The sequence below is a fragment of the Sphingopyxis sp. genome (assembly GCF_016463645.1).
Lineage (GTDB): Bacteria > Pseudomonadota > Alphaproteobacteria > Sphingomonadales > Sphingomonadaceae > Sphingopyxis.
The window spans coordinates 1-20,926 of record NZ_JAEMQX010000066.1; the positions used below are offsets into that span (position 1 = coordinate 1).

Annotated in this window: 21 protein-coding genes; 7 read left to right on the forward strand and 14 right to left on the reverse strand. The window is 65.4% G+C overall.

Annotated elements, in window-relative coordinates; genetic code table 11:
* Positions 1-2,360: bifunctional [glutamate--ammonia ligase]-adenylyl-L-tyrosine phosphorylase/[glutamate--ammonia-ligase] adenylyltransferase (gene glnE / locus JHC57_RS13930; protein WP_294030682.1), on the reverse strand; the 2,360-nt coding region annotated here is incomplete at its 3' end.
* Positions 2,361-2,434: 74 nt separating this feature from the next.
* A complete protein-coding gene (locus tag JHC57_RS13935; protein ID WP_294030683.1) occupies positions 2,435-3,229 on the reverse strand; it encodes a response regulator in 795 nt (264 codons plus the stop codon).
* A gap of 210 nt (positions 3,230-3,439) precedes the next feature.
* Between JHC57_RS13935 and JHC57_RS13940 the strand changes: the two genes are divergently transcribed.
* Complete coding sequence (locus tag JHC57_RS13940) at positions 3,440-3,610, forward strand: NepR family anti-sigma factor (RefSeq protein ID WP_294030684.1); 171 nt, start codon at positions 3,440-3,442, stop codon at positions 3,608-3,610.
* A 3-nt stretch (positions 3,611-3,613) separates the two neighbouring features.
* Here the strand turns inward: JHC57_RS13940 and tgt are convergent, their stop codons facing one another.
* Both tgt and JHC57_RS13950 read right to left on the reverse strand, forming a co-directional pair.
* On the reverse strand, positions 3,614-4,738 hold the full coding sequence (gene tgt, locus JHC57_RS13945) for a tRNA guanosine(34) transglycosylase Tgt (protein ID WP_294030685.1): 1,125 nt from the start codon (positions 4,736-4,738) through the stop codon (positions 3,614-3,616).
* A gap of 46 nt (positions 4,739-4,784) precedes the next feature.
* Positions 4,785-5,273 (reverse strand): hemerythrin domain-containing protein, encoded by a 489-nt coding sequence (locus JHC57_RS13950; RefSeq protein ID WP_294030686.1) that lies wholly within the window; start codon positions 5,271-5,273, stop codon positions 4,785-4,787.
* A 233-nt stretch (positions 5,274-5,506) separates the two neighbouring features.
* Here JHC57_RS13950 and JHC57_RS13955 point away from each other — a divergent pair, with 233 nt between their 5' ends.
* The gene (locus JHC57_RS13955) at positions 5,507-6,172 is read left to right on the forward strand and encodes a helix-turn-helix domain-containing protein (protein WP_294030687.1); all 666 of its coding nucleotides are present in this window, start codon (positions 5,507-5,509) and stop codon (positions 6,170-6,172) included.
* 124 nt (positions 6,173-6,296) lie between these two features.
* Complete coding sequence (locus JHC57_RS13960; RefSeq protein ID WP_294030688.1) at positions 6,297-6,716, forward strand: hypothetical protein; 420 nt, start codon at positions 6,297-6,299, stop codon at positions 6,714-6,716.
* Between the two features lie 61 nt (positions 6,717-6,777).
* On the opposite strand, the gene JHC57_RS13965 is transcribed toward JHC57_RS13960, so the two are convergent.
* From JHC57_RS13965 to JHC57_RS14010, 10 genes are all read right to left on the reverse strand, one after another.
* Positions 6,778-7,662 carry a hypothetical protein gene (locus JHC57_RS13965; RefSeq protein WP_294030689.1) on the reverse strand — a complete coding sequence of 295 codons (885 nt, stop codon included), beginning with the start codon at positions 7,660-7,662 and terminating at the stop codon, positions 6,778-6,780.
* A gap of 11 nt (positions 7,663-7,673) precedes the next feature.
* A complete protein-coding gene (locus JHC57_RS13970) occupies positions 7,674-10,091 on the reverse strand; it encodes a fimbria/pilus outer membrane usher protein (protein WP_294030690.1) in 2,418 nt (805 codons plus the stop codon).
* Between the two features lie 71 nt (positions 10,092-10,162).
* Complete coding sequence (locus tag JHC57_RS13975) at positions 10,163-10,957, reverse strand: fimbria/pilus periplasmic chaperone (RefSeq protein ID WP_294030691.1); 795 nt, start codon at positions 10,955-10,957, stop codon at positions 10,163-10,165.
* A 94-nt stretch (positions 10,958-11,051) separates the two neighbouring features.
* A complete protein-coding gene (locus tag JHC57_RS13980; protein ID WP_294030692.1) occupies positions 11,052-11,603 on the reverse strand; it encodes a spore coat protein U domain-containing protein in 552 nt (183 codons plus the stop codon).
* An 87-nt stretch (positions 11,604-11,690) separates the two neighbouring features.
* Positions 11,691-12,242 (reverse strand): spore coat protein U domain-containing protein, encoded by a 552-nt coding sequence (locus tag JHC57_RS13985; RefSeq protein WP_294030693.1) that lies wholly within the window; start codon positions 12,240-12,242, stop codon positions 11,691-11,693.
* Between the two features lie 912 nt (positions 12,243-13,154).
* Entirely contained in the window at positions 13,155-14,201 is a 1,047-nt protein-coding gene (queA, locus tag JHC57_RS13990) for a tRNA preQ1(34) S-adenosylmethionine ribosyltransferase-isomerase QueA (RefSeq protein WP_294030694.1), read from the reverse strand.
* A gap of 24 nt (positions 14,202-14,225) precedes the next feature.
* On the reverse strand, positions 14,226-15,038 hold the full coding sequence (locus tag JHC57_RS13995) for a peptidylprolyl isomerase (protein ID WP_294030696.1): 813 nt from the start codon (positions 15,036-15,038) through the stop codon (positions 14,226-14,228).
* 87 nt (positions 15,039-15,125) lie between these two features.
* The gene (coaD, locus tag JHC57_RS14000) at positions 15,126-15,632 is read right to left on the reverse strand and encodes a pantetheine-phosphate adenylyltransferase (protein ID WP_294030697.1); all 507 of its coding nucleotides are present in this window, start codon (positions 15,630-15,632) and stop codon (positions 15,126-15,128) included.
* A complete protein-coding gene (locus JHC57_RS14005; protein ID WP_294030699.1) occupies positions 15,632-16,552 on the reverse strand; it encodes a polyprenyl synthetase family protein in 921 nt (306 codons plus the stop codon). Before JHC57_RS14005 ends, coaD begins: the two co-directional genes overlap by 1 nt.
* A gap of 6 nt (positions 16,553-16,558) precedes the next feature.
* On the reverse strand, positions 16,559-16,822 hold the full coding sequence (locus JHC57_RS14010; protein ID WP_294030701.1) for an exodeoxyribonuclease VII small subunit: 264 nt from the start codon (positions 16,820-16,822) through the stop codon (positions 16,559-16,561).
* 72 nt (positions 16,823-16,894) lie between these two features.
* Here JHC57_RS14010 and JHC57_RS14015 point away from each other — a divergent pair, with 72 nt between their 5' ends.
* The 4 genes from JHC57_RS14015 to JHC57_RS14030 form a co-directional block, all read left to right on the forward strand.
* Positions 16,895-17,548, forward strand: coding sequence for a hypothetical protein (locus JHC57_RS14015; RefSeq protein ID WP_294030702.1), 654 nt, complete (start codon positions 16,895-16,897; stop codon positions 17,546-17,548).
* 131 nt (positions 17,549-17,679) lie between these two features.
* A complete protein-coding gene (locus JHC57_RS14020; RefSeq protein ID WP_294030703.1) occupies positions 17,680-17,976 on the forward strand; it encodes a hypothetical protein in 297 nt (98 codons plus the stop codon).
* An 84-nt stretch (positions 17,977-18,060) separates the two neighbouring features.
* Entirely contained in the window at positions 18,061-20,304 is a 2,244-nt protein-coding gene (gene purL, locus JHC57_RS14025; protein WP_294030704.1) for a phosphoribosylformylglycinamidine synthase subunit PurL, read from the forward strand.
* 104 nt (positions 20,305-20,408) lie between these two features.
* On the forward strand, positions 20,409-20,926 hold a 518-nt coding region (locus tag JHC57_RS14030; RefSeq protein WP_294030705.1), incomplete at its 3' end, for a DUF72 domain-containing protein.

The following is a 20,926-nucleotide window of genomic DNA, read 5'->3' on the forward strand; positions in this document are numbered from 1 at the left end:
CCCTTGATGTCGAGCGGTCCCTGCGGCGGCTTGTGCGCGGCGATCTTGTCGCGCATCCCGGCGGCGTCGGCCGCGAGCCTGGCCGGGTCGCGCGGGGTCGCCAGCAGATCGTCGATAATGCGCTGCACCTCGGCCTTCGCGGCATCGGACCCGTAAACCGGGCGCGAGCGGAGCAGCGCCATATGCTCCCACGTCCACGCCTCCTCGCGCTGATAACGCTCGAAACTGTCGACCGTCACGACGAGCGGCCCCTGCGCCCCCTGCGGCCGAAGCCGCGTGTCGACGTCATATAGCTTGCCCGCCGCGGTCGGCACCGACATCGCCGCGGTCACGCGCTGCGCCAGCCGGTTGTAATAGGTCGTCGCGCCGAGCGGGCGCGGCCCGTCGGATTCGGCGAGATGATCGCCGGTGAAAAGATAGATGAGATCGAGGTCCGACGCGTGGGTCAGCGCCCGCCCGCCGAGCCGCCCGAGCGCGAGCACGACGAGCTCGCTGTCGGCGATCCGGCCGTGCGCCTGCACGAACTCGGCCACCGTGGCGTCGGCGAGCCGTTGCAGCGCGGCTTCGGCGAGCTCGGAATAGCCGCAGGCGATCGTCAACGGATCGTTCGCGCCGGCAATCAGCTGGACGCCATAGGCAAAACGCCGTTCGCCGACGCGGTCGCGCACGCGGTCGAGCAGGCGTTCATAATCGAGACCCGCAAGTCCGGTCTTCCATTCGGCGAGCAGTTCGGCCTTGGCGGCCGGCGCCTCGAACGCGCGCTTGTCGATCAGCCCCTCGATGAGTTCGACGCGCGCGCCGAGTGCATCGGCCAGCGTCGGCGCGAGCGAAAGCGTGCGCGTGGCGATCTTCGCGAGTTCGGGCTGCGCGGCGAGCAGGTGGAAGAAATTGATCGCACTCGGCAGGCCGCCGACGAGCTTGTCGAAGCGCAGGAGCGTCGCGTCGGGATCCGGCGACGCGCCGAGCGCACGCACCAGTTCGGGCAACACCGTTTCGAGCGCGCCCTGCGCCGCGGGGCTGCGCAGCGCGCGCTGTTTGCCGCCGCGCCATTCGGCGATCGTGCGCAGCGCCGCGTCGGGCGGATCGAAGCCCGCCGCCATCAACTGCCCTGCCAGCCCTCCCTCGTCGCGGGGCAGGCCGGTTGTGACCGCGCGTTCGGCGACGAGCCGGTCGTAGCAACTGCCGACGTCGGTTACGACGGGCTCCAGCATCGCCAGCAGCGCGGCACCGTCCGCCGCGCCATCGAGCCGCGCGACGCAGTCGAGCGCCGACGCCTGCGTCGGCAGGCTGTGCGTCTGCTGATCCTCGATCATCTGGAGCCGATGCTCGATCCGGCGAAGCGTCGCATAATGGCCCGACAGCCGATCGGCGATATCGGGCTCGATCCGCCCCGCCCTTGCCAGCGCCCCGAGCGCATCGACGGTCGCCGGGACGCGCAGCGACGGATCGCGCCCGCCGTAGATGAGCTGGTGGACCTGCGCGAAAAACTCGATTTCGCGGATGCCGCCGCGCCCGCGCTTCAGGTCGAAGCCCGGGCCGAACGCCTGCCCCTGCGCGAAATGGTCGCGGATGCGGTCGCTCATCGCGCCGATTTCCTTGAGCTGGCGGAAATCGAGGCTGCGGCGCCAGATGAAGGGCTGGATCGCGGCGAGGAAATTTTCGCCCAGCATCCGGTCGCCCGCCGAGGCGCGGCTGCGGATGAACGCCGCCTGCTCCCATGCGAGCGCCTCGGACTCATAATAGGATATCGCCGCACTTTCGGGCAGCACGATCGGTGTGACTTCGGGGTGCGGGCGGAGCCGGAGGTCGACGCGCAGCACATGGCCGTCACCGGTGCGTGCCGACAAGATCTCGACCATCCGCCGCGCGATCCGCACGGCGGCTTCGTCGGGGTCGTCGCGTGAACGTCGCGGCAGCGTTTCGGGATCGAAGATCAGGATCGGGTCGATATCCGACGAATAGTTGAGTTCGTGACTGCCGAGCTTTCCGAGCGCGATCACCGAAAGGCCGCGCGGCTCCTCGCCCGGCACGCGCTCGGCGAAGGCCGCGGCGAGCGCCGCGTCGCAGGCCCGGTCGGCAAAGTCCGACAGCAGCCGTGTCGTGGTCCTGACATCATGCTCGCCCGACAGATCGCCCAGCGCGAGCAGAAGCGCCATCCGGCCGCGCCATTGGCGCAGCGCCCGCATGATATCGTCGCCCGCCGACGGCGCCGCGACGGTTGCCAGCGCCGCATCGGTGCCCTCGTTCAGATAGCGCGCCGTATCGTCGGGATTGAGCTCGGCGAGCCGCGCGAGAAAGGGCGCGTGCGCCAAGAGCCGGTCAAGCGCCGACTGGCGCGCGGAAACATCGGTTGCGATCATCGACCGCTGCTATCGCCCGCCACCCTTGCGGTATCAACCCCGTCGTTGCGGTCGCGGCGACGGGGGGTGACGGATCAGGCCGGAACCGTGCTTTCGTCGAAGAACAGCACCTGCGAGATCGCCGCACGCAGCGTAGCGGGCTGATAGGGTTTGGTGAGCAGGAACGCCGGCTCGGGCCGGTCGCCGGTGAGCAGCCGTTCGGGAAATGCGGTGATGAAAATCACCGGCACCTTGAGGTCGGTCAGGATTTCCTGCACCGCCTCGATCCCCGAGCTGTTGTCGGCGAGCTGGATGTCGGCGAGCACGAGGCCCGGTTGGTGTTTCTGCGCCTCGTCGACCGCCTCGCGGTGCGTCGTCGCGACGCCGACGACGTCGTGGCCGAGTTCGCGCACGATCATCTCGATATCCATCGCGATGATCGGCTCGTCCTCTATGATCAGGATGCGCGCGCGTGTCTGGCGATCGATCTCGTCGGTCGCGTCGGCGATCAGGCCGCGCACCGCTTCGGCATCGCGGCCGATGATGCGCCCGGTATCGTCGACGCTGAACCCCTCGACCGCGGTGAGCAGCAACGCCTGCCGTGCGAGCGACGGAATCCGGCGCAGCCGGGCATCGGCAATCGCGATATCGGTCAACGCGCCGTCGTCGTTCGCTGCGGCCTGCTCGGACATCAGGCCGAAATTGTCGTGCACCAGCCGGTAAAGCTGGACGCGCAGATCGGCGCCCGTATCGACCGCGCCGGGGTTCGCGACTAATGTCTCCAGCAGCCGCGCGACGAGCGCGTCACCGCTCTGCTGACTTCCGGAAATGGATCGGCCATAACGCCGCAGATAGGGAAGATGCGGCGCAACCGACTGACCCAATGACATAATTCACCTCCTGATAGCCGCAAATATCTTTGGCGGACGCGTCCGGAAAAGGGACATCGTCCGCGCCCTCCCCGCCACCATCCGATATATTTCAACATTTGGGAACGATTTACCGCCAAAATAGTTTCATGGCGAAGGAACAAACGCGCCATTGCGCTTTGGTGTATGCGCGGTTAGCAAAAGGCCCCATGTCCAGCGGATGCTTCGATAATGTCGTCTAAAACCGGTGCGCCGCGTGGCGCGACCTCCGGCAAGGACGCCGATAAAAAACCCTCCGCGAAGGGACAGGACGTCAACGGCGCCCTGCGCCGCGCCTATGAATCGACCGTGGACGAGACGATTCCCCAATCCCTGCTGGATTTGCTGAGCAAACTCGACTGAGTTTCAGCGCCGGTAACGTGCGTCGAAATCGCTCCGGAACGCAGCAAAGCGCCCTGCGCCGATGGCATCGCGCATTCCCTGCATCAGATCCTGATAGAAATGCAGATTATGCTGCGTCATCAGCATCGCGCCGAGCATCTCGCCCGAGCGGACGAGGTGATGCAAATAGGCGCGCGACCAGGTCGTGCACACGGGGCAGTGGCAATCGCCGTCGAGCGGCGCCTGATCCTCGGCGAATTTCGCGTTGCGGATGTTGATCGGCCCGTCCCGGGTAAAAGCCTGCCCGTTGCGCCCCGACCGCGTCGGAAGCACGCAGTCGAACATGTCGACACCCCGCGCGACCGCACCGACCAGATCGTCGGGTTTGCCCACCCCCATCAGATAGCGCGGCTTGTCGGCGGGTAGCTGGCCCGGCGCATAGTCGAGCACGCCGAACATCGCCTCCTGCCCCTCGCCGACCGCCAGCCCGCCGATCGCATAGCCGTCGAAGCCGATATCGGTCAGCGCCGCCGCCGAACGCGCGCGCAATTTCTCGTCGAGCGAGCCCTGCTGGATGCCGAACAATGCCGATCGCGCCGCATGTTCCCTGCCCGCGTCGAAGCCGGCGCGGCTGCGCGCCGCCCAGCGCATCGAGCGCTCCATGCTCGCCTCGGCGCGCTTCGCATCGACGCCGTTCGGCGGGCATTCGTCGAACGCCATCACGATGTCGCTCCCCAGCAGACGCTGAATTTCCATCGAGCGTTCGGGGGTCAGCATGTGACGCGAGCCGTCGAGATGGCTCTGGAACGACACGCCCTCTTCGCTTTGCTTGGTGAGCGCCGACAGGCTCATCACCTGATAGCCGCCGCTGTCGGTCAGGATCGGCCGGTCCCAGCTCATGAACTTGTGCAGCCCGCCGAGCCGCGCCATGCGCTCGGCGCCAGGGCGCAGCATCAGATGATAGGTGTTGCCGAGGATGATGTCCGCGCCGGTCGCGCGCACTTCGGCGGGTCGCATCGCCTTCACCGTCGCGGCAGTGCCGACGGGCATGAAGGCGGGGGTACGGATTTCGCCGCGCTGCATGCGGATCGTGCCGGTGCGCGCCGCGCCGTCGGTGGCAACAATGGAGAAGGCGAATCTGTCGGTCATGGCGCGCGCCTATGGCGGGACGCGCGTCAAAAGTCGAGCGCGCGGCCTAGGCGCGCGCCTCCTCGCTCGACGGTTCCTCCTCGGCCGCCTTGGCCTTTTCCTTCGGCTTTTCCTTCTCGAATATCTTGATCAGCTCGCGCTTCCTTGCATCCGACAGGCCCTTTTCGGCTTGAGGGAACATTTCTTCCTCCTCTTCGTCGATATGATGAAGGTAGCGCTCCTTCATCGTCCGGAAGCGGGTCAGCCAGCCGGTCGATGAAAAGTCCATTTCATAGAGCTCGGTCAGGAAATCCTCGATCTCCTTATGCTCGGCGACGCTGTGCTGCGCCTCGTCGCGGAGATCGGGGCTGGCGAGCATCGTCGCATAGAGCGACATTTCCTCGGACGCGGCATGCGCGGTCACCTCGACGCGGAACGCTTCGAACAGATAGCGGCGCTCATCGCTGTCGCCGTGCGTCGCGTCGATCCGGTCAAGCAGTTCGCGGTGCCGGTCATGATCGGCCTTCAGCCGAGCGAAGATACTGGTCTGGTTCATTGTCTTCTCCGTCGTTTGGCGGTCGAAGACAAAACGGATCAGGGCAAGCCGGGTTCCGGCGCCAGCCGCCTTCCGGTCAGTCGTCGTCGTGAAGGACGGCAGCGCGCCCGCCCGCCCGCTGCAGGAATTGATCGCCGGCGGCGCATTGCCGCCCCCGCCACTTTCGCTTATCCTGCCTCATTAACCTTCCGTCGAAGCCAGATGTTAATATTGGCCTCGCGATGGGTGCCCGCATGCCGATGACCGTATATCTCAACAACAGCCCGCGATCGGCGGGCAAGGGGCGCGCATCGCGCCGGCAATTGCGACTTCCGCTCCACGGATCGAAAGCCACCGGGGCCGAGATCGAAGCGCTGGTCCACAATATTTCGGCCACCGGCATGCTCGTCGAGAGTCGAACCCCGCTCGAAATCGGCGAGGTGATCGAGGTCAATCTGCCGCACAGTGGCAAGACCGCGACCAGGGTGATCTGGACCAGCGGCACCCTGGCGGGATGCCAGTTCGAAATGCCGATTTCATCCGCGACGCTGAGCGCGGCGCAGTTGCGCAGTGTGGTCGGACCGGACGCGCACACGAACGAGGACTCGCCCGCGCCGGTCACGGAAAGCTTCGGCGTTCGCCTGCAACGGCTGCGCACCGCCCGCGAACTGACGCAGGGTCAGCTCGCCGTCCAGCTGGGGGTCAGCGAACCCTCGATCTCGGCGTGGGAGCTCGACAAGGCGCGGCCCAAAGCCGGCCGGATGGAGGCGCTTTCCATCGCGCTCGGCGTCGAAATCTCGGAACTGCTCGGCTTCGACGGCACCGAAAATCTGAACGAGCTGGTCGAGAGAGCCAAGGCGCAGATCGCCCGTGCGGCGGGGGTCGATCCGGCGAAGATCAAGTTCACCATCGAGATATGATCGCGCGCGCCCGCGCGATGAGGATCGGCAAACCCCGAAGAATCCGGGACATTTTCCTGCCCGTATCAAGCATTCCTTAACTCGCATGTCATAGAAAAGCTCAGGCAGAAGAGGGTGACACACGATGAAGAAGGTCCGGCTCCCTGGCGCGATCGCACTCGTTTCGGTGGCGTTCGCCAGCAACGCGGCGATGGCGGCTGAAAGCGGCAAGGGCGCGTTCGACGTTCGCGTGACCGTGCCCGAATATTGCGAGATCAACGCATCGACCCTGCTGACCTCCGAAGGCAATGGCTTCGCCAGCGGATCGGTCTTCGAAAGCTGCAACACGCAGGAAGGCTTTCAGGTCATCGCCTCGCATCGCCAGCTCGAGGCGAACGAAGCCGTCGCGTTCAACTACGCCGGGGAATCGACCTATCTGCGCGAAGACGGCTGGAGCCAGGTCGCCAACCGGACCGGCGCGAAGTTCGGCATGCGCCCGATCAGCGTGCGCTACAGCGCGCTGACCGCGCCGCTGGCGATCAACCTCACCATCACCACCATCTGAAAATCGCGACGTTCGCGGTCGTCCCTCTCCGGCCCGCTTCCCGCTCGCAACGCGGGCCGCCTTACATCGGGGTAACGGTCACCGTGACGCGGTCGCGATAATTGCCCGCATGCATCGTGGGATCGGGGTCGATCATGACCGACACGGGGTGCACGTTGCCGGTCGAACCCGTATGGCTCGCAACCTGAATCCGGTCGCCGCCGCCCTTCAGGTTCATCGGCCGGCCCGACACCGTCATGCGATAGGGAATGAGTTCCGGGCCATCGACCCGGCGCAGCGCGCCCGCATTCTGCGATTCCAGGTCCATCTGGTAGCCTGCGGTGCTGAGAACGCGGATGGCAAAGGGCGGCGATGTCGATACGGCGCTCGGCGACAGCATGCCCATTTCGACGCTTGCCGACCCGCGCGCGCCGGCGCCGGCGAAGCGGATCCGCGCCGCCGCGGGAATGGTCAGGCTGAGCTGCGTCCGCTGGGTCGCCATTTGCCCCTGCCCGGCCCGGTCGGACAGGAAGAATTCCAGCGCCTGATCGTAGCTTCCCGATTCGAAGCCCCAGCCCAGTTTCATCCGGACATCATAGGGGATCGAGGTTTCGCCGCCGGTCGGGATGACGATGTCGACCGCCGAGCGTTCGCTCGTGCGCGCGGCGTCGGTGCTGTTGACCGCCACGCCGCCGTTCGGACCGAACAGCTCATAGTTCGGGAAATCGACATCGGACGCCGCAATGTCGCGGCCTACGGCGAGGCGCAATTCGCACACCGTGTCGCCGTCGTTGCGCAGGCGGACATAGAAGCGCTCGTTCAGCCGGCCGTCGTCGAAGCTGCCCGACGGCGTCAGCGTGACCGAATTGCCACCCGCCACGAAGCTCGGCACGCATTCCGCCTGCGCGGCGGTGGCAAGACTCGCCGCGATCAGGGCGACAGGCGTTCCAACAATTGCGCGCATCATCCTCACTCCTGTCATTTCGTCGCCGACGACGTGATCACGATCTCGCCGAGCTGATACAGCGGCTGGCTGTCCGCGGGCACCTTGATCTCATAGCCCCCCGCAGGATCGGTCAGACGCACCTGATAGGTCTTGCCCGGCCGCAGCCCCATGATAGCAAAACGACCTACCGAATTGGTAAAGAAGGGCTGGCGTTCGAACTGGTCGTCGTCGGTCGACGAAATCGACCCCGCGAGCAGCGATGCCGGCGCGCCGTCGACCTGCAGGACGCCGTAGGCGGTCACGTTGGCGTCGCTGCCGACGGTGATATTGTAACCGCTGCGATACGGCGGTTCGACGGTGTCGATCCCGGTTCCGATATCATAGCCGACGGGACCGTTGATCAGATCGTAGATCACATTCTGCCTCGTATAGGATTGCAGGCGCGAACCGAGCGCCGGGCCGAGAGTTCCGCTGAGGGCATCGAAGCGCTTGTCCTGAATCGACCGGCCGAGAACGACCTGCCCCTCTTCGGCACTTTCATGCGGCTTGGCGATGACGAAACTGTCGTTGATCGGGCGCCCGATCGCGACATCGCCGCCGGCAAGGGCGAACGACGTGCCGACCTGGAGCCGCGCCTGCTGGCGTTCGTCGATCTGGCCAAAGCCCGGACCGCCGGTGGTGACCGAGCCGCGCGCATAGAAGCGATTGCCGACATAGTTGGCGATCGCATCGATCGTGGCGTCATTCTTCGAACGACGAATGCCGACGTCATAACCGAATGCGCCGACCCGATCCTCGAAACTGCGCGTCACGAAGGCGCGCGCGGTTTCGCGACGGCTGTTGTAATTCGCCTCGGCGCGCGTGCGGCGGCCGAGCGGCACGGTGAGGCCGAGCCGGACGCCGAAGCGATCCTCGTTCAGGCCCTTGCCATATTCGACACCCGCGGTGACGCGAAATTTTTCGGTGCGATGGATGACGTCGGCATATACGGTGTGCGTGCTGTTGAAGCCCGGCCGGTGGAACCAGTTGGCGCCTGCGACGAGCGTCGTGCGTTCACCGAGGCTTTGCGAGTAATTGGCGGTGACGTTCAACGTTTCGAAACGGTCGCCCGCGATCGCGTCGGTCAGCGTCTGGAAGCCATCGCTGCGATAATCGGCGCTGATCGAGAATTGCCGGCCGCGTGTCCCCGTCCCGAGCTGCAGGCTGTAGGCCCCGCGCAGCGAATAGCCGAAGTCGTCGCCGGTGCTGATCGCGCCCGAAAATTCGATGCGACCGGGAATATTCTTCGGCGACACAATGGCCTCGGCGCCCGCGACCTGCACATCTTCCGACAGTTGCAGCGCGCCGCCGAGCAGCAGGCGGTTGGTCATGCCGCGGCGGTAAAAACCCGAAAAGGCCGGCAGTCCGCCATATTTGGGCGACGCCTCGAACGCCTTCGCGACGAAGCCGACGCCGGCGCTATATTCCTCCTCGCCCGAGCCCAGATCGACGGGGTCGAAGAATGGGTCGAAAGAGGCGAGCTGGCGCCGCCCGGTCACGTCGGTGACGAACAGCTGCGCGTTGCGGCCGCCATATTGGGCGGTCAGTTGCGACAGGTCATAGGGACCGGCAGCGAGTTGCAGCGTCTGCACCTGCTGGCCGTCGACCATCACCTCGACCGTTGCATCGCGGTCGAGCAAAATCTGCTGACTGCCGAGCTGGGTGACGGGACCGACGCCCGAAAAGACGCGGCGGCCCTTTTCGATCGCGACGCCGCCGAGCAGCGCGCCCGAGATGACGGGGATACCCGACAGTTGCAGGTCGCCCACGCTCCAGCGGCGAAGCTTTTCCACCTCGTCATAGACCGCGCGCGCCGACCGGCGATAAAAGCCGGTCCCGCCGCCGGTTATCGTCTTGTCATAGCCGCCGTCGAACTCGACCACGACGCCCTTGAAGCGCGCCGCACCGAAGACGAGAACGCCCGGATCCTCGAAGGTCTCGAAATCTTCGAGACGGAAATCGCCGACGAGATTCAGATAGGCGCTGAAATCTTCGGGCTGCCGCGTCACCGGCACACGGCTCTCGGTGATCACGGGGCCCAGCGTCTGCACCGCGACCAGATTGGCGTCGATCCGTTCGACCGACACCTCGAGCAGCGACGGGTTGTAGCGCAGGAAGATGCCTGCCGCTTCGAGCTCTTCGCCGGTGAGGAAAGTCGATGCGGCAAAGTTCGTCGCGAGCGATTCGGCGGCCGCGGGCGTCAGATAGGGCGTCAGCCGTTCAAGAAGCGATGCACGTTCGAAACGGATCCGGCCATCGGGAGTCACCTCGGCGATGATATCGCCGCTCAACTGGCCGTTGCGGACGAGCGGCAACTGCAGCTGCGTCCAGCGCGGCGCGGGCGCGGCAGCGGGCGAAGGCGGCCCCTGATCCTGCATCGCAGCATAGGCGTGGGGCGACTGAAGCGCCACCAACGCCAATGTGACGCGTGAACAATAGCGTATCAACTCAACCCCCCGAACTTTCCCCGTACCGCTTTCGCTTATCCCCCGAGCGTGATGCTGACGCCCTCCTCGCGCAGCGGCTCTTCGATCGGTACGAAGAAAATTCGCGCCCCCCCGGGCGGAACAAGGCCGAAGCCGATCGCGTCGCTCATCCGGCTCGGCGTACGCGATTCGGAAAAGGGCTTACCGTCTTCGCGCGTGGCGTTGATCGTCCAGCCGGTGCGACCCGCGGCGAAATAGCGCGTACCGCGATTTTCGATGCGGACTTCGACCCCGCGTTCGGTGACCGTCCTGGGCTTCTGTTCCTCGACCGGCAGCCGCTCGTCGGGCGGCACGACCGTCTCGCGCACCATCGCCTTCGCGGCGGTGACGACGGGGTCGGGCCTGGTGCCTTCGGGCACGACATTGACCAGTACGTTGAAACGCATCACGACCTGGATGCGCGAAACGGTCGAATCGAGTTCGACCGGGATCTGGCTGACCGCCGCATAATAGACTTCGGATTTGGTCAGCGCCTCGCCCGGCAGATACTGAATGCGGAAGACCTGCTGGGCGTTGGGCGCGATCACGACCTGCGGCGGAAAGACGACGAACCTGTCGTCGGCGGGGGTGAGCGTCAGTTCGCCCGCCTCGTTCACGTCGCCGCGGAACATGCGCAATTCGACCGGCAGGTTGCGGTCTTCGGAATTGGTGACTTCGATCCGCGCCGTCGATCCGCGTCCGGCGGGCGTCATTTCGACCGTCATGGGCGTCACGCGCGCGGCCTCGGCGGTGCCGGCGCCCAGAGCCAAGGTCGCGGCGGCCAGCGCCAGCGTCAAAGATTTGCGAAACAATGTCAGTCCCCCCCGGGCACCTGCGGAATAGCGTCGCGCTTACTGAAAGGGGGAGCCTTAAGCTCCCCCTCTCTCATATGCTTAACGAATCCTGTCAGATCGTCGTCACGGTGACCGTGACGGTGTCCTGATACTCGCCGGCCAGCGGACGGGCGTCGGTGTTTTCGTTCGCACGAACGCGTGCGCGCAGTTCGACCTGGCGATGGATCGCGCCGCGGGTGCTGTTCTGACCGAACGAACCGTTGGCCGAGCTGTGTCCCGGGCTGCCGGCGCCGTTCAGATAGTTCAGCGCGTAGACCGAATAGTTGATCGTGTCCTTGAAGCCGACGTCGTCGCCCGACTGCAGGGTGCGCGTCGTGTTCTTGAGAACGCCGAGGTCGGCGTCGATCAGCATGCGGTTGCTTTCGTTGCAGCTGACCCAGAACTCGTTGGTCTCTTCGTCGGAGGTGTTGTTGATGAACAGCGCGCCCGAACCGGCGGTTGTGTTGATCGAGAGCGTGCCGAGGTCGACATCGCTGATGCCTTCCATGGTGCAGGTTTCGGCGACGTTCGCGTTGATGTCGAACGATTCCGAATCCGAGTCGGCAGCAAAGGCGGGCGTCGCGGCGAGCATGGCGCCGAGCGAAGCGATAAGAAGTTTGTTCATGGAATTAAGATCCTTCTGGCGACCGCATTTTGCGGAATTTTGATATGAAAGCAGGGGAAGAGCCGCGCCCTTCCCCAGGGATCAGGATCAGATCGTCGTGACGGTGACGGTCACGGTGTCCTTGTAGGTGCCGGCCAGCGGACGGGCATCGAGGTTGCCGAGCAGGGTCACGGCAGCGCCCATGTCGATCTTGCGATGGATCGCGCCGCGGCTCTGGTTCTGAGCGATCGGGCCGAGCAGGCTGTTGTACGACGGCTGGATGAAGCCGTTGCGGTAGTTCAGGGCAGCGACCGAATAGTTGATCGTGTCCTTGAAGCCGGCGTCGTCGCCCGACTGCAGGGTGCGGGTCTGGTTCTTGAGCTTGCCGAGCGTCGGAACAATCGACATGCGGTTGCTTTCGTTGCAGCTCAGCCAGAATTCACCGGCGTTGTCGGCCGATGCACCGTTCAGGAACAGCGCGGTGTTGCCGGCGTTGGTGTTGATCGACAGCGTACCGAGTTCGATGTCGTTGATGCCTTCCATCGTGCAGGTTTCAGCGACGGTCGCGTTGATGTCGAACGATTCCGAATCCGAGTCCGCGGCGAAGGCAGGCGTCGAAAGCATGGCCGAAAGGACGGCCACGGCAAAAAGCTTCTTCATGTAAAATTCCCCTCATTCAGACTGGTCGTGTCATCAAAGCGGGCAGCACCGGCGACGGCGCCTTTTCCCGCTTCCCCAACCACCGAGGAGACCATTCCAGTCTGCGACTCGTCCTCAGCGGTTAACAATTGATTAAACCACCGACCCGCAGGCGCAACCGTTTATGAATGGTTAAGACATTAAAGATGCGTGTAAAAACGCGATTCCTGGTCCAGCCGCCCACGTCCTGAACTGAATTTTAAATTAATTTCATCAACCGAGCGCTGCTCGTCAGCGCGATAAATGCACGTAATTATGCAAGCTTAGCTCGATACGCGCTTTACATGGCCGCGCGATTTCCATCGGCCGGTGTCGCCCGGGCTCGCGCATTCCCGAAATGGCCGGTTTACCCCGACTGTATCGAAATCGAACAGTGGGAACGGGCTTCGTTATCGTCCGGCCGGGCACCATGAAGCGAAAGAAATAGTTTTTTATAACATATGTTTATATGGAATCCCGGGTCGGACGACATCCTGCGGCCGCGCTGCGATTTCCGGCCCGACCGGCCACCGCGAACGTGTGAAAGACAGATATATCCTTACCGAGGCGACCGAGGTTTCCGCACGATTCGTCCGGCTGCGAAGCCCGCATACAAAATAAACTTAATTGAACCCTGCCGTCCGAAGTGCCTGCGGCCGTGCTTAACGGGCCGCCCGCAAACGCGCCGGATGCGTCGCCGTGCGAACGCGCTTGCCCCCCGCTGCGCCACCCCGACGGGCGGTCCGGTGATGAGGAAAGGATTGGTGCGAACGGTTGGACAGGTCGCGAAGGCCGTGGGGATTGCATCGGGAGGCCGATCATGGTGATGCGGTCGGCCCGCCGAGGGCGGATCGTGCCGGTGCCGATGGCTATCGCCGCGGCGATGGCGGCGGTCTACGCCGCCCGGCCGCCCTGGCGCGGCAACAGCAGGCTCGCATCGCCATAGCTGTAGAAGCGATACCCGCTCTCGATAGCGTGGGCGTATGCGGCCTGCATCACGTCCAGTCCCATCAGCGCGCTGACCAGCATGAACAGGGTCGATCGCGGCAGGTGGAAGTTGGTCATCAACCCGTCGATTGCCTTGAAACGGTAGCCGGGGGTGATGAAAATCGCCGTGTCGCCCGCAAAGGGTGCGATGATACCGTCATCCCGCGCCGCGCTTTCGAGCAGGCGCAGGCTGGTCGTGCCTACCGCAATGATACGGCCGCCGGCCGCGCGCGCCGCGTTGAGCCGCGCGGCGGTATCAGCGTCGATCCGGCCCCATTCGGCGTGCATGACATGGTCTTCGGTGTCGTCGGCCTTCACCGGCAGGAAGGTGCCCGCGCCGACGTGAAGCGTCAGCGTCTCGCTCTTGACCCCTGCGGCGGCGAGCGCGTCGAGCAGCTTCGGCGTGAAGTGCAAAGCCGCGGTCGGCGCTGCGACCGCTCCATCCTCCCGCGCGAATATCGTCTGATAGTCGCTGCGGTCGTCCGCGTCGGTGGCGCGCTTGCCCGCGATATAGGGCGGCAGCGGCATCGTGCCCGCGCGTTCGAGCAGGATTTCGACCGGCTCGTCGCCGGCGAAGGCGAGGATGAAGCTGCCGTCGGCCAGACGCTCCTCGGCGAGCGCCGCGACGCCTTCGCCAAAATCGACCGTTTCGCCAACGCGCAGCCGTTTGGCGTTGCGTATGAATGCCTGCCAGCGGCGCAGGTCGATGCGCTTGTGCAGCGTGGCACCGATCTTCGCGTCGCCGCGCCGTCCTTCGAGCTGCGCCGGAATGACGCGCGTGTCGTTGAACACGAGGCAGTCGCCGGGACGCAGCCAGGAAGGCAGGTCGGATACGCCCGCGTCGACCATCGCGCCGCTGTCGACGACGAGCATCCGCGCCGCGTCGCGCGGCCGCGCGGGGCGGAGCGCGATACGCCCGTTCGGCAGCTCGAAATCGAAGGCGTCGACGCGCATGGGGATTCGCGCGCCTCCCCGGGATTACTGGCGGATCGGAGCGTTGAGCTCGTCAACCGTCACGGTGGGCGCCACGACCGGCGCGGGCACGGTTTCGGTCAGCATCGATGCGGGAGGCATCGGCTTGTTGTCGGCGGCGACCGACACCTGCACCATGCGCGACATCACTTCGGGCGGCTCGCCCTTATGGATCGCGTCGATATATTGCATGCCCGAGATGACGCGGCCGAAGGCGGTGTAGCGGCGGTCGAGCGCGAAACGCGGCTGGAGCATGATAAAGAACTGGCTGTTCGCGCTGTCCTCGCTCTCCGCGCGCGCCATCGACAGCGTGCCGCGCAGGTGCGGCGTCGGGTTGAACTCGGCCTTGAGGTTGGGAAGCTGCGAACCGCCCTGCCCCGTTGCGGTCGGGTCGCCCGTCTGCGCCATGAAGCCGTCGATCACGCGGTGGAACTTGATCCCGTCGTAGAAGCCCGCGCGGGTGAGCTGCTTGATACGCTCGACATGGTTCGGCGCGACATTGGGATAGAGCTGGATCACGACCCTCCCGCCCGTCGAAAGGTCGAGATTGAGCATATATTCGGGATTGTTGATATATTGGTCGGGCGTCATCGCCGGCACCGCGGGGGCTTCGGCAGCCGGCGCGCCGTCGGCCGCCGCAGGCTGCGGCGCCGGAGCGGGCGTTTCGACCGGTGCCGGAGCCGGCGTCTCCACCGGCGGCACCGGCTGGCTTCCTTCGGGATTCGGCGAGGGCGCGGGCGGCACCTCCTGCGCGACGGCCGCCGCCGCAAGACCGAACGCCATCGCCGTCAAAACCAAGGGGCGGAAGGAAGATTTCATACTGGATCGGCCTCTGACAATTAAACAGGATTTGCGCCCCGACTGGCGCGCCCTAGCGGGAAAAAGCTGAACGCTCAATGATCGGTATCAGCGCTCGCCCTGGAGCAGCCCCCGCTCGGCGATACGATTGACGACGGCCTCGCGCACGGCGGGAGTTACGAATTTGCCAATGTCACCGCCGAAGATCGCGATTTCCTTGACCAGTCGCGACGCGATCGGCTGCAATCCGACGTCGGCCATCAGGAAGACCGTCTCGATGCGGTCGTTGAGTTGCTGGTTCATCCCCGCCATCTGATATTCATATTCGAAGTCGGCGACCGCGCGCAGCCCGCGCACGATGACCGTGGCGCCCTCGCGCTCGGCAAAATCCATCAGCAGCGAGTTGAAACCGGTAACGCGAATATCGCCCTCGATCGATGCGACCTCGGCCTTCACCATCGCGATGCGTTCGTCATCGTCGAACATCGGCGACTTGGTGATGTTCGTCGTCACGCCGATGACCAGCCGGTCGACCAGCTTCGCGCCGCGGCGGATGATGTCCATATGGCCGAGCGTGATCGGATCGAATGTGCCCGGATAAACCCCCACCCGCATCAACGGTCCCTTTCCACGACATAGCGCGCGATCGCGCGGAGCAGCGCCGCCTCTTCGCCGAAGCTCGCCAGATGTGCAATCGCCTGTTCGACGAGCAGCCCCGCCTGTTCGCGCGCGCGCTCGAGCCCCATCAGCGTGACGAAGGTCGCCTTGCCCGCGGCGTCGTCCTTGTGCAGCGCCTTGCCCGCGAGCGCCTCGTCCCCCTCGACGTCCAGGATGTCGTCGGCGATCTGGAAGGCGAGCCCGATGTCGCGCGCATAGCCGCGCAAGGGGCGCCGCCCCTCGGCGGGGATGCGCGCGAGGATCGCCCCCGCCTCGACCGAAAAGGCGATCAGGGCCCCGGTCTTGAGCTGCTGGAGCCTTGTCACCGTCGGCAGGTCGAAATTGGATGTCTCGGCGGCGAGGTCCATCATCTGCCCGCCCGCCATGCCCGCGGGCCCCGCCGCGCGAGCGAGTTCGCAGCAGAGCTCGGCGCGCACGAACGGATCGGCGCTCGTCACGGGGTCGCAGAGCCATTCGAACGCGAGGGCATGCAGCGAATCGCCCGCGAGTACCGCGGTCGCCTCGTCGAACGCCTTGTGCACCGTCGGCTTGCCCCGGCGCATATCGTCATCGTCCATGCACGGCAGATCGTCGTGGATCAGCGAATAGACGTGCATCGCCTCGACCGCCGCGCCGACGCGCAGCGTCAGGTCGCGGTCGACATGGAACAGGTCGCCCGCGGCGCGCACGAGCAACGGGCGCAGTCGCTTGCCGCCCGCGACGGCGGCGTGGCGCATCGCTTCATAGAGCGGTCCGCGCGGGTCCGACGGTACCGCGAGCAGCTTGTCGAACAGCCGGTCGATCCCTGTCGCGACCTCGGCTTGCGTCGAAAGGAGCAATTGCGTTCCGCGCGAAACTTCGTTGTCGACGAGCGCCACCGTGGATCAGCTTTCGCCGAAAGGGGTGGTTCCCATGGGCCGCCCGTCGGCGCCGAGGCTGACCTGTTCGATCCGCGCCTGCGCCGCGGCGAGACGCGCTTCGCAATGCAGGCGCAGCGCATGGCCGCGTTCGTAGAGCGCCACCGATTCCTCGAGGCTGACGTCGCCGCTTTCGAGCCGCCGGACGATCGTTTCAAGCTCGCCCATCGCGGCCTCGAACGACAGGGCGGCGATGTCGGCGGGGGCAGCGGGTTCGGGGGTGTCCGTCATCGCCCTGCTTTGGCCCCTTCGCCCCCGTTCGGTCAAGCTTGACGTGGTGATTTTGCCCTATAGCGTCGCGCCATGTTCATCGGTCATTTCGCCCCGGCGCTGATCGCCGCAGCGCGCCCAAGGGCGGCGGGGCTCGGGACGCTTTTCGTCGCGGCGCAGCTCGTCGACATCGGTTTCGCCGCACTGCTGATCCCGGGCGTCGAGGCGATGCGGATCGTCCCCGGCATCACCGCGATGAACCCGATGGACCTTTATCATATGCCCTATACGCACAGCCTGCTCGGCGCGCTGATCTGGGCGACGTTGTTCGGCGCCCTCGTCTGGTTGGCGACAAAACGCAAGGAGGCGGCGACCGGCGCCGCGCTGGTTGTCGTTTCGCACTGGTTCGTCGACCTTCTGGTCCATATTCCCGATCTCACGCTCTACGGCATGCCGCCCAAGCTGGGGCTCGGGCTCTGGAACCATCCGCCGATCGCGATGCCGCTCGAGATCCTGCTGATCGGCGGAGCCTTCGTCTATTATCTGCGCCGCACCGAGGCGCCGAAGGGCAACGGGCGGCTCTGGCTGCTCGCCGGGCTGCTGGCCTTCGCGCAGGCGGCCGACTGGTTCGGCCCCAAAGAGCCCGTCTATTCGCCCGCGATCCCGGCGACGATGCTCTTCGCTTATGCGCTGCTCGCCGGAACCGCGGCATGGGCGGGCGCGAACCGGCAGCTCCGGTACCGCTGACCCCTTCGCTTCGGCGCAATCACGTTTCCGTTTTTTGCAATTGCTGGCGCGCGCGTCGCCGGTCATGTTGCACCGCACAAGAAGAGAGGGGCTCGAAGGCAAGTTTTGTTCAAACGACAAGGACTTGCATCATGAAGAAGTATATTTTCTCCGCCCTCGGCCTGCTCGCGCTGGCGCCGTCGATCGCTTTTGCCAAGGACGCGCCGACCAACCGCTTCGAGCATGAAGGCGTTACCTACAGCTACACTGTCACGCAGGTCGGCGACACTCGCGTGATCAGCGGCGTCGAGGAACGCACCGGCAAGCCGTTCACCCTCCGCGTCGGCCAGCACCGCGTCCGCGGTACCGTCGGCTCGCAACAGGTCAGCTTCGCGCTGCGCGACGTCGAACCGCTCGTGAAGCCGTCGGCCACGCTCGCCTCGCGCTGAACCGTCTCTCCGACCGCAGACCCCATGGTGCAAAATGCATCATGGGGTCTGTTCGTTTAGCGCCTGTGCGGCTAAAGGCGCGCCATGACTCAGCCCGCAACCGCCATCACCCCCGAAATCGTCGCCGAGCATGGGCTTTCGCCCGAGGAATATGATCGCGTCCTGCACGCGCTCGGGCGCGAGCCGAACCTCGTCGAGCTCGGCATCTTCTCGGTCATGTGGTCCGAGCACTGCAGCTATAAAAGCTCGCGCATCCACCTCAAGAAGCTGCCCACCGAGGCCCCTTGGGTGATCTGCGGCCCCGGCGAGAATGCCGGCGTCATCGACATCGGCGAAGGCCCGGACGGCAAGAAGCTTGCCGCGATCTTCAAGATGGAGAGCCACAACCACCCGTCGTATATCGAACCCTATCAGGGCGCGGCGACCGGGGTCGGCGGCATCCTCCGCGACGTGTTCACCATGGGCGCGCGCCCGGTCGCGAACCTCAACGCGCTGCGCTTCGGCCGCCCCGATCATCCGAAGATGAAGCATCTCATCTCGGGCGTCGTCCATGGCATCGGCGGCTACGGCAATTGCGTCGGCGTTCCCACGGTCGGCGGCGAGGTCAATTTTCACAAGGCCTATGACGGCAATATCCTCGTCAACGCGATGACCGTCGGCGTCGCCGAACAGGACAGGATCTTCTATTCGGCCGCCAGCGGCGTCGGCAATCCGATCGTCTATGTCGGCTCGAAGACCGGCCGCGACGGCATTCACGGCGCGACGATGGCGAGCGCGGACTTCGGCGAGGATGCCGAGGAGAAGCGCCCGACCGTGCAGGTCGGCGACCCCTTCACCGAGAAATTGCTGATCGAGGCGTGCCTCGAACTGATGGCATCGGACGCGATCGTCGCGATCCAAGACATGGGCGCCGCGGGCCTCACCTCCTCGTCGGTCGAGATGGCGTCGAAGGGCGGCGTCGGCCTCCACCTCAAGATGGACGATGTGCCGCAACGCGAAACCGGCATGACGGCATATGAGATGATGCTGTCCGAATCGCAGGAACGCATGCTGATGGTGCTGAAACCCGGCAAGGAAGAGTTTGCCAAGGCGATCTTCCATAAGTGGGAGCTCGATTTCGCGGTCATCGGCACCGTCACCGACACCGGCCGCATGGTGCTCGAACATCATGGCGAGATCGTCTGCGACATCCCGCTTGCCCCGCTCGCCGACGATGCGCCGCTCTATGATCGCCCGCACGTCCCGACCCCGAAGCAGGCCGAGCTGACCGACGTCCCCGAAACCAGGGACGTCGCGGCCGACCTCAAGACCCTGATGGGCACGCCCGACATCGCCAGCCGCCGCTGGATCTGGGAGCAGTATGACAGCCAGGTCGGCGCCGACACGGTGCAGACCGGCGGCGACGCAGCATTGGTGCGCATTCACGGCACCAATCGCGCGCTCGCCATGTCGACCGACTGCACCCCCCGCTATTGCTACGCCGACCCCGTCGAGGGCGGCAAGCAGGCGGTCGCGGAGACGTGGCGCAACATCAGCGCCGTCGGCGCGACGCCACTCGCGATCACCAACTGCCTGAACTTCGCGAACCCGCAGCGCCCCGAGATCATGGGCCAGATCACCGGCTGCCTCGACGGCATGGCGCAGGCGTGCCGCGCGCTCGACTATCCGATCGTCTCGGGCAACGTCAGCCTCTATAACGAGAGCAAGGCGACCGGCGGCGGCAGCGCGATCCTGCCGACCCCCGCGATCGGCGGCGTCGGCGTGATCGAGGACCTCAATCGCTCGGTTGGAATCGGCTTCAAGCGCACCGGCGACATCGTACTCGCGGTCGGCGAACGCGCGGGTCATCTCGGCCAGTCGGTGTGGCTGCGCGAAATCCTCGGCCGCGAGGAAGGGCCGCCGCCGCCCGTCGACCTGCGCGCCGAAAAGCGCACCGGCGACTTCATCCGCGGCGCGATCAACGCCGGCTGGATCACCGCCTGCCACGACGTCTCCGACGGCGGCATGGCGGTGACGCTCGCCGAAATGGCGCTCAAATCGAACATCGGTGTGCTCGTCAGCGAGGAACAGCCGTTCGGCATCGCCGAAAGCTTCTTCGGCGAGGATCAGGGCCTCTATCTCGTCACCGTCTGCGACACCTGCCTCGCCGACTTCCTCGATGCCGCGGGCCGCGCCGACGTACCGGTCGATCCGGTCGGCCGCACGATCAAGGACCGTATCGTCTTCGAACTGGAGGGTAGCGACCATCAGGTAACTCTCGCGGAACTGCGCGAGGCGCACGAGGGTTTCTTCCCCAACCTGATGGGGGCCGACGCGGCGCTGGCGTAACAGCCCCACCTCGTCATTCCGGCGAAAGCCGGAATCTCGCCGGTGCGGCATGACGCGACGATGAGATCCCGGCCTGCGCCGGGATGACGGAGGGTATTGGAGCCATGAGCATTCATGTCGGAGTCGGGGGCTGGACCTTCGAACCGTGGCGCGGTCCCTTCTACCCCGCCGGGCTCGCGCACAAGCGCGAGCTCGAATATGCCGGGCAGCATCTGACGGGGATCGAGATCAACGGTACCTATTACGGCAGCCAGAAACCCGAAACCTTTGCCAATTGGGCCGCGTCGGTCCCCGACGGGTTCAAGTTCAGCGTCAAGGCGTCACGTTTCACGACCAACCGCAAGGTGCTGGCCGAAGGCGCAGCGTCGATCGAGAAATTCCTGACGCAGGGGCTGACGCGGCTCGGCAACCGGCTCGGCCCGATCCACTGGCAGTTCATGGCAACGAAGAAGTTCGACCGCGACGATTTTGCGGGCTTCCTCGACCTGCTTCCCGACAGTCAGGACGGCCTGCAGCTGCGCCACGCAATCGAGGTCCGCGACGAAAGCTTCCGCGACCCGGCCTTCATCGACATGCTCCGCGAGCGCAACATGGCGGTCGTCTATGCCGACAGCGACGAATT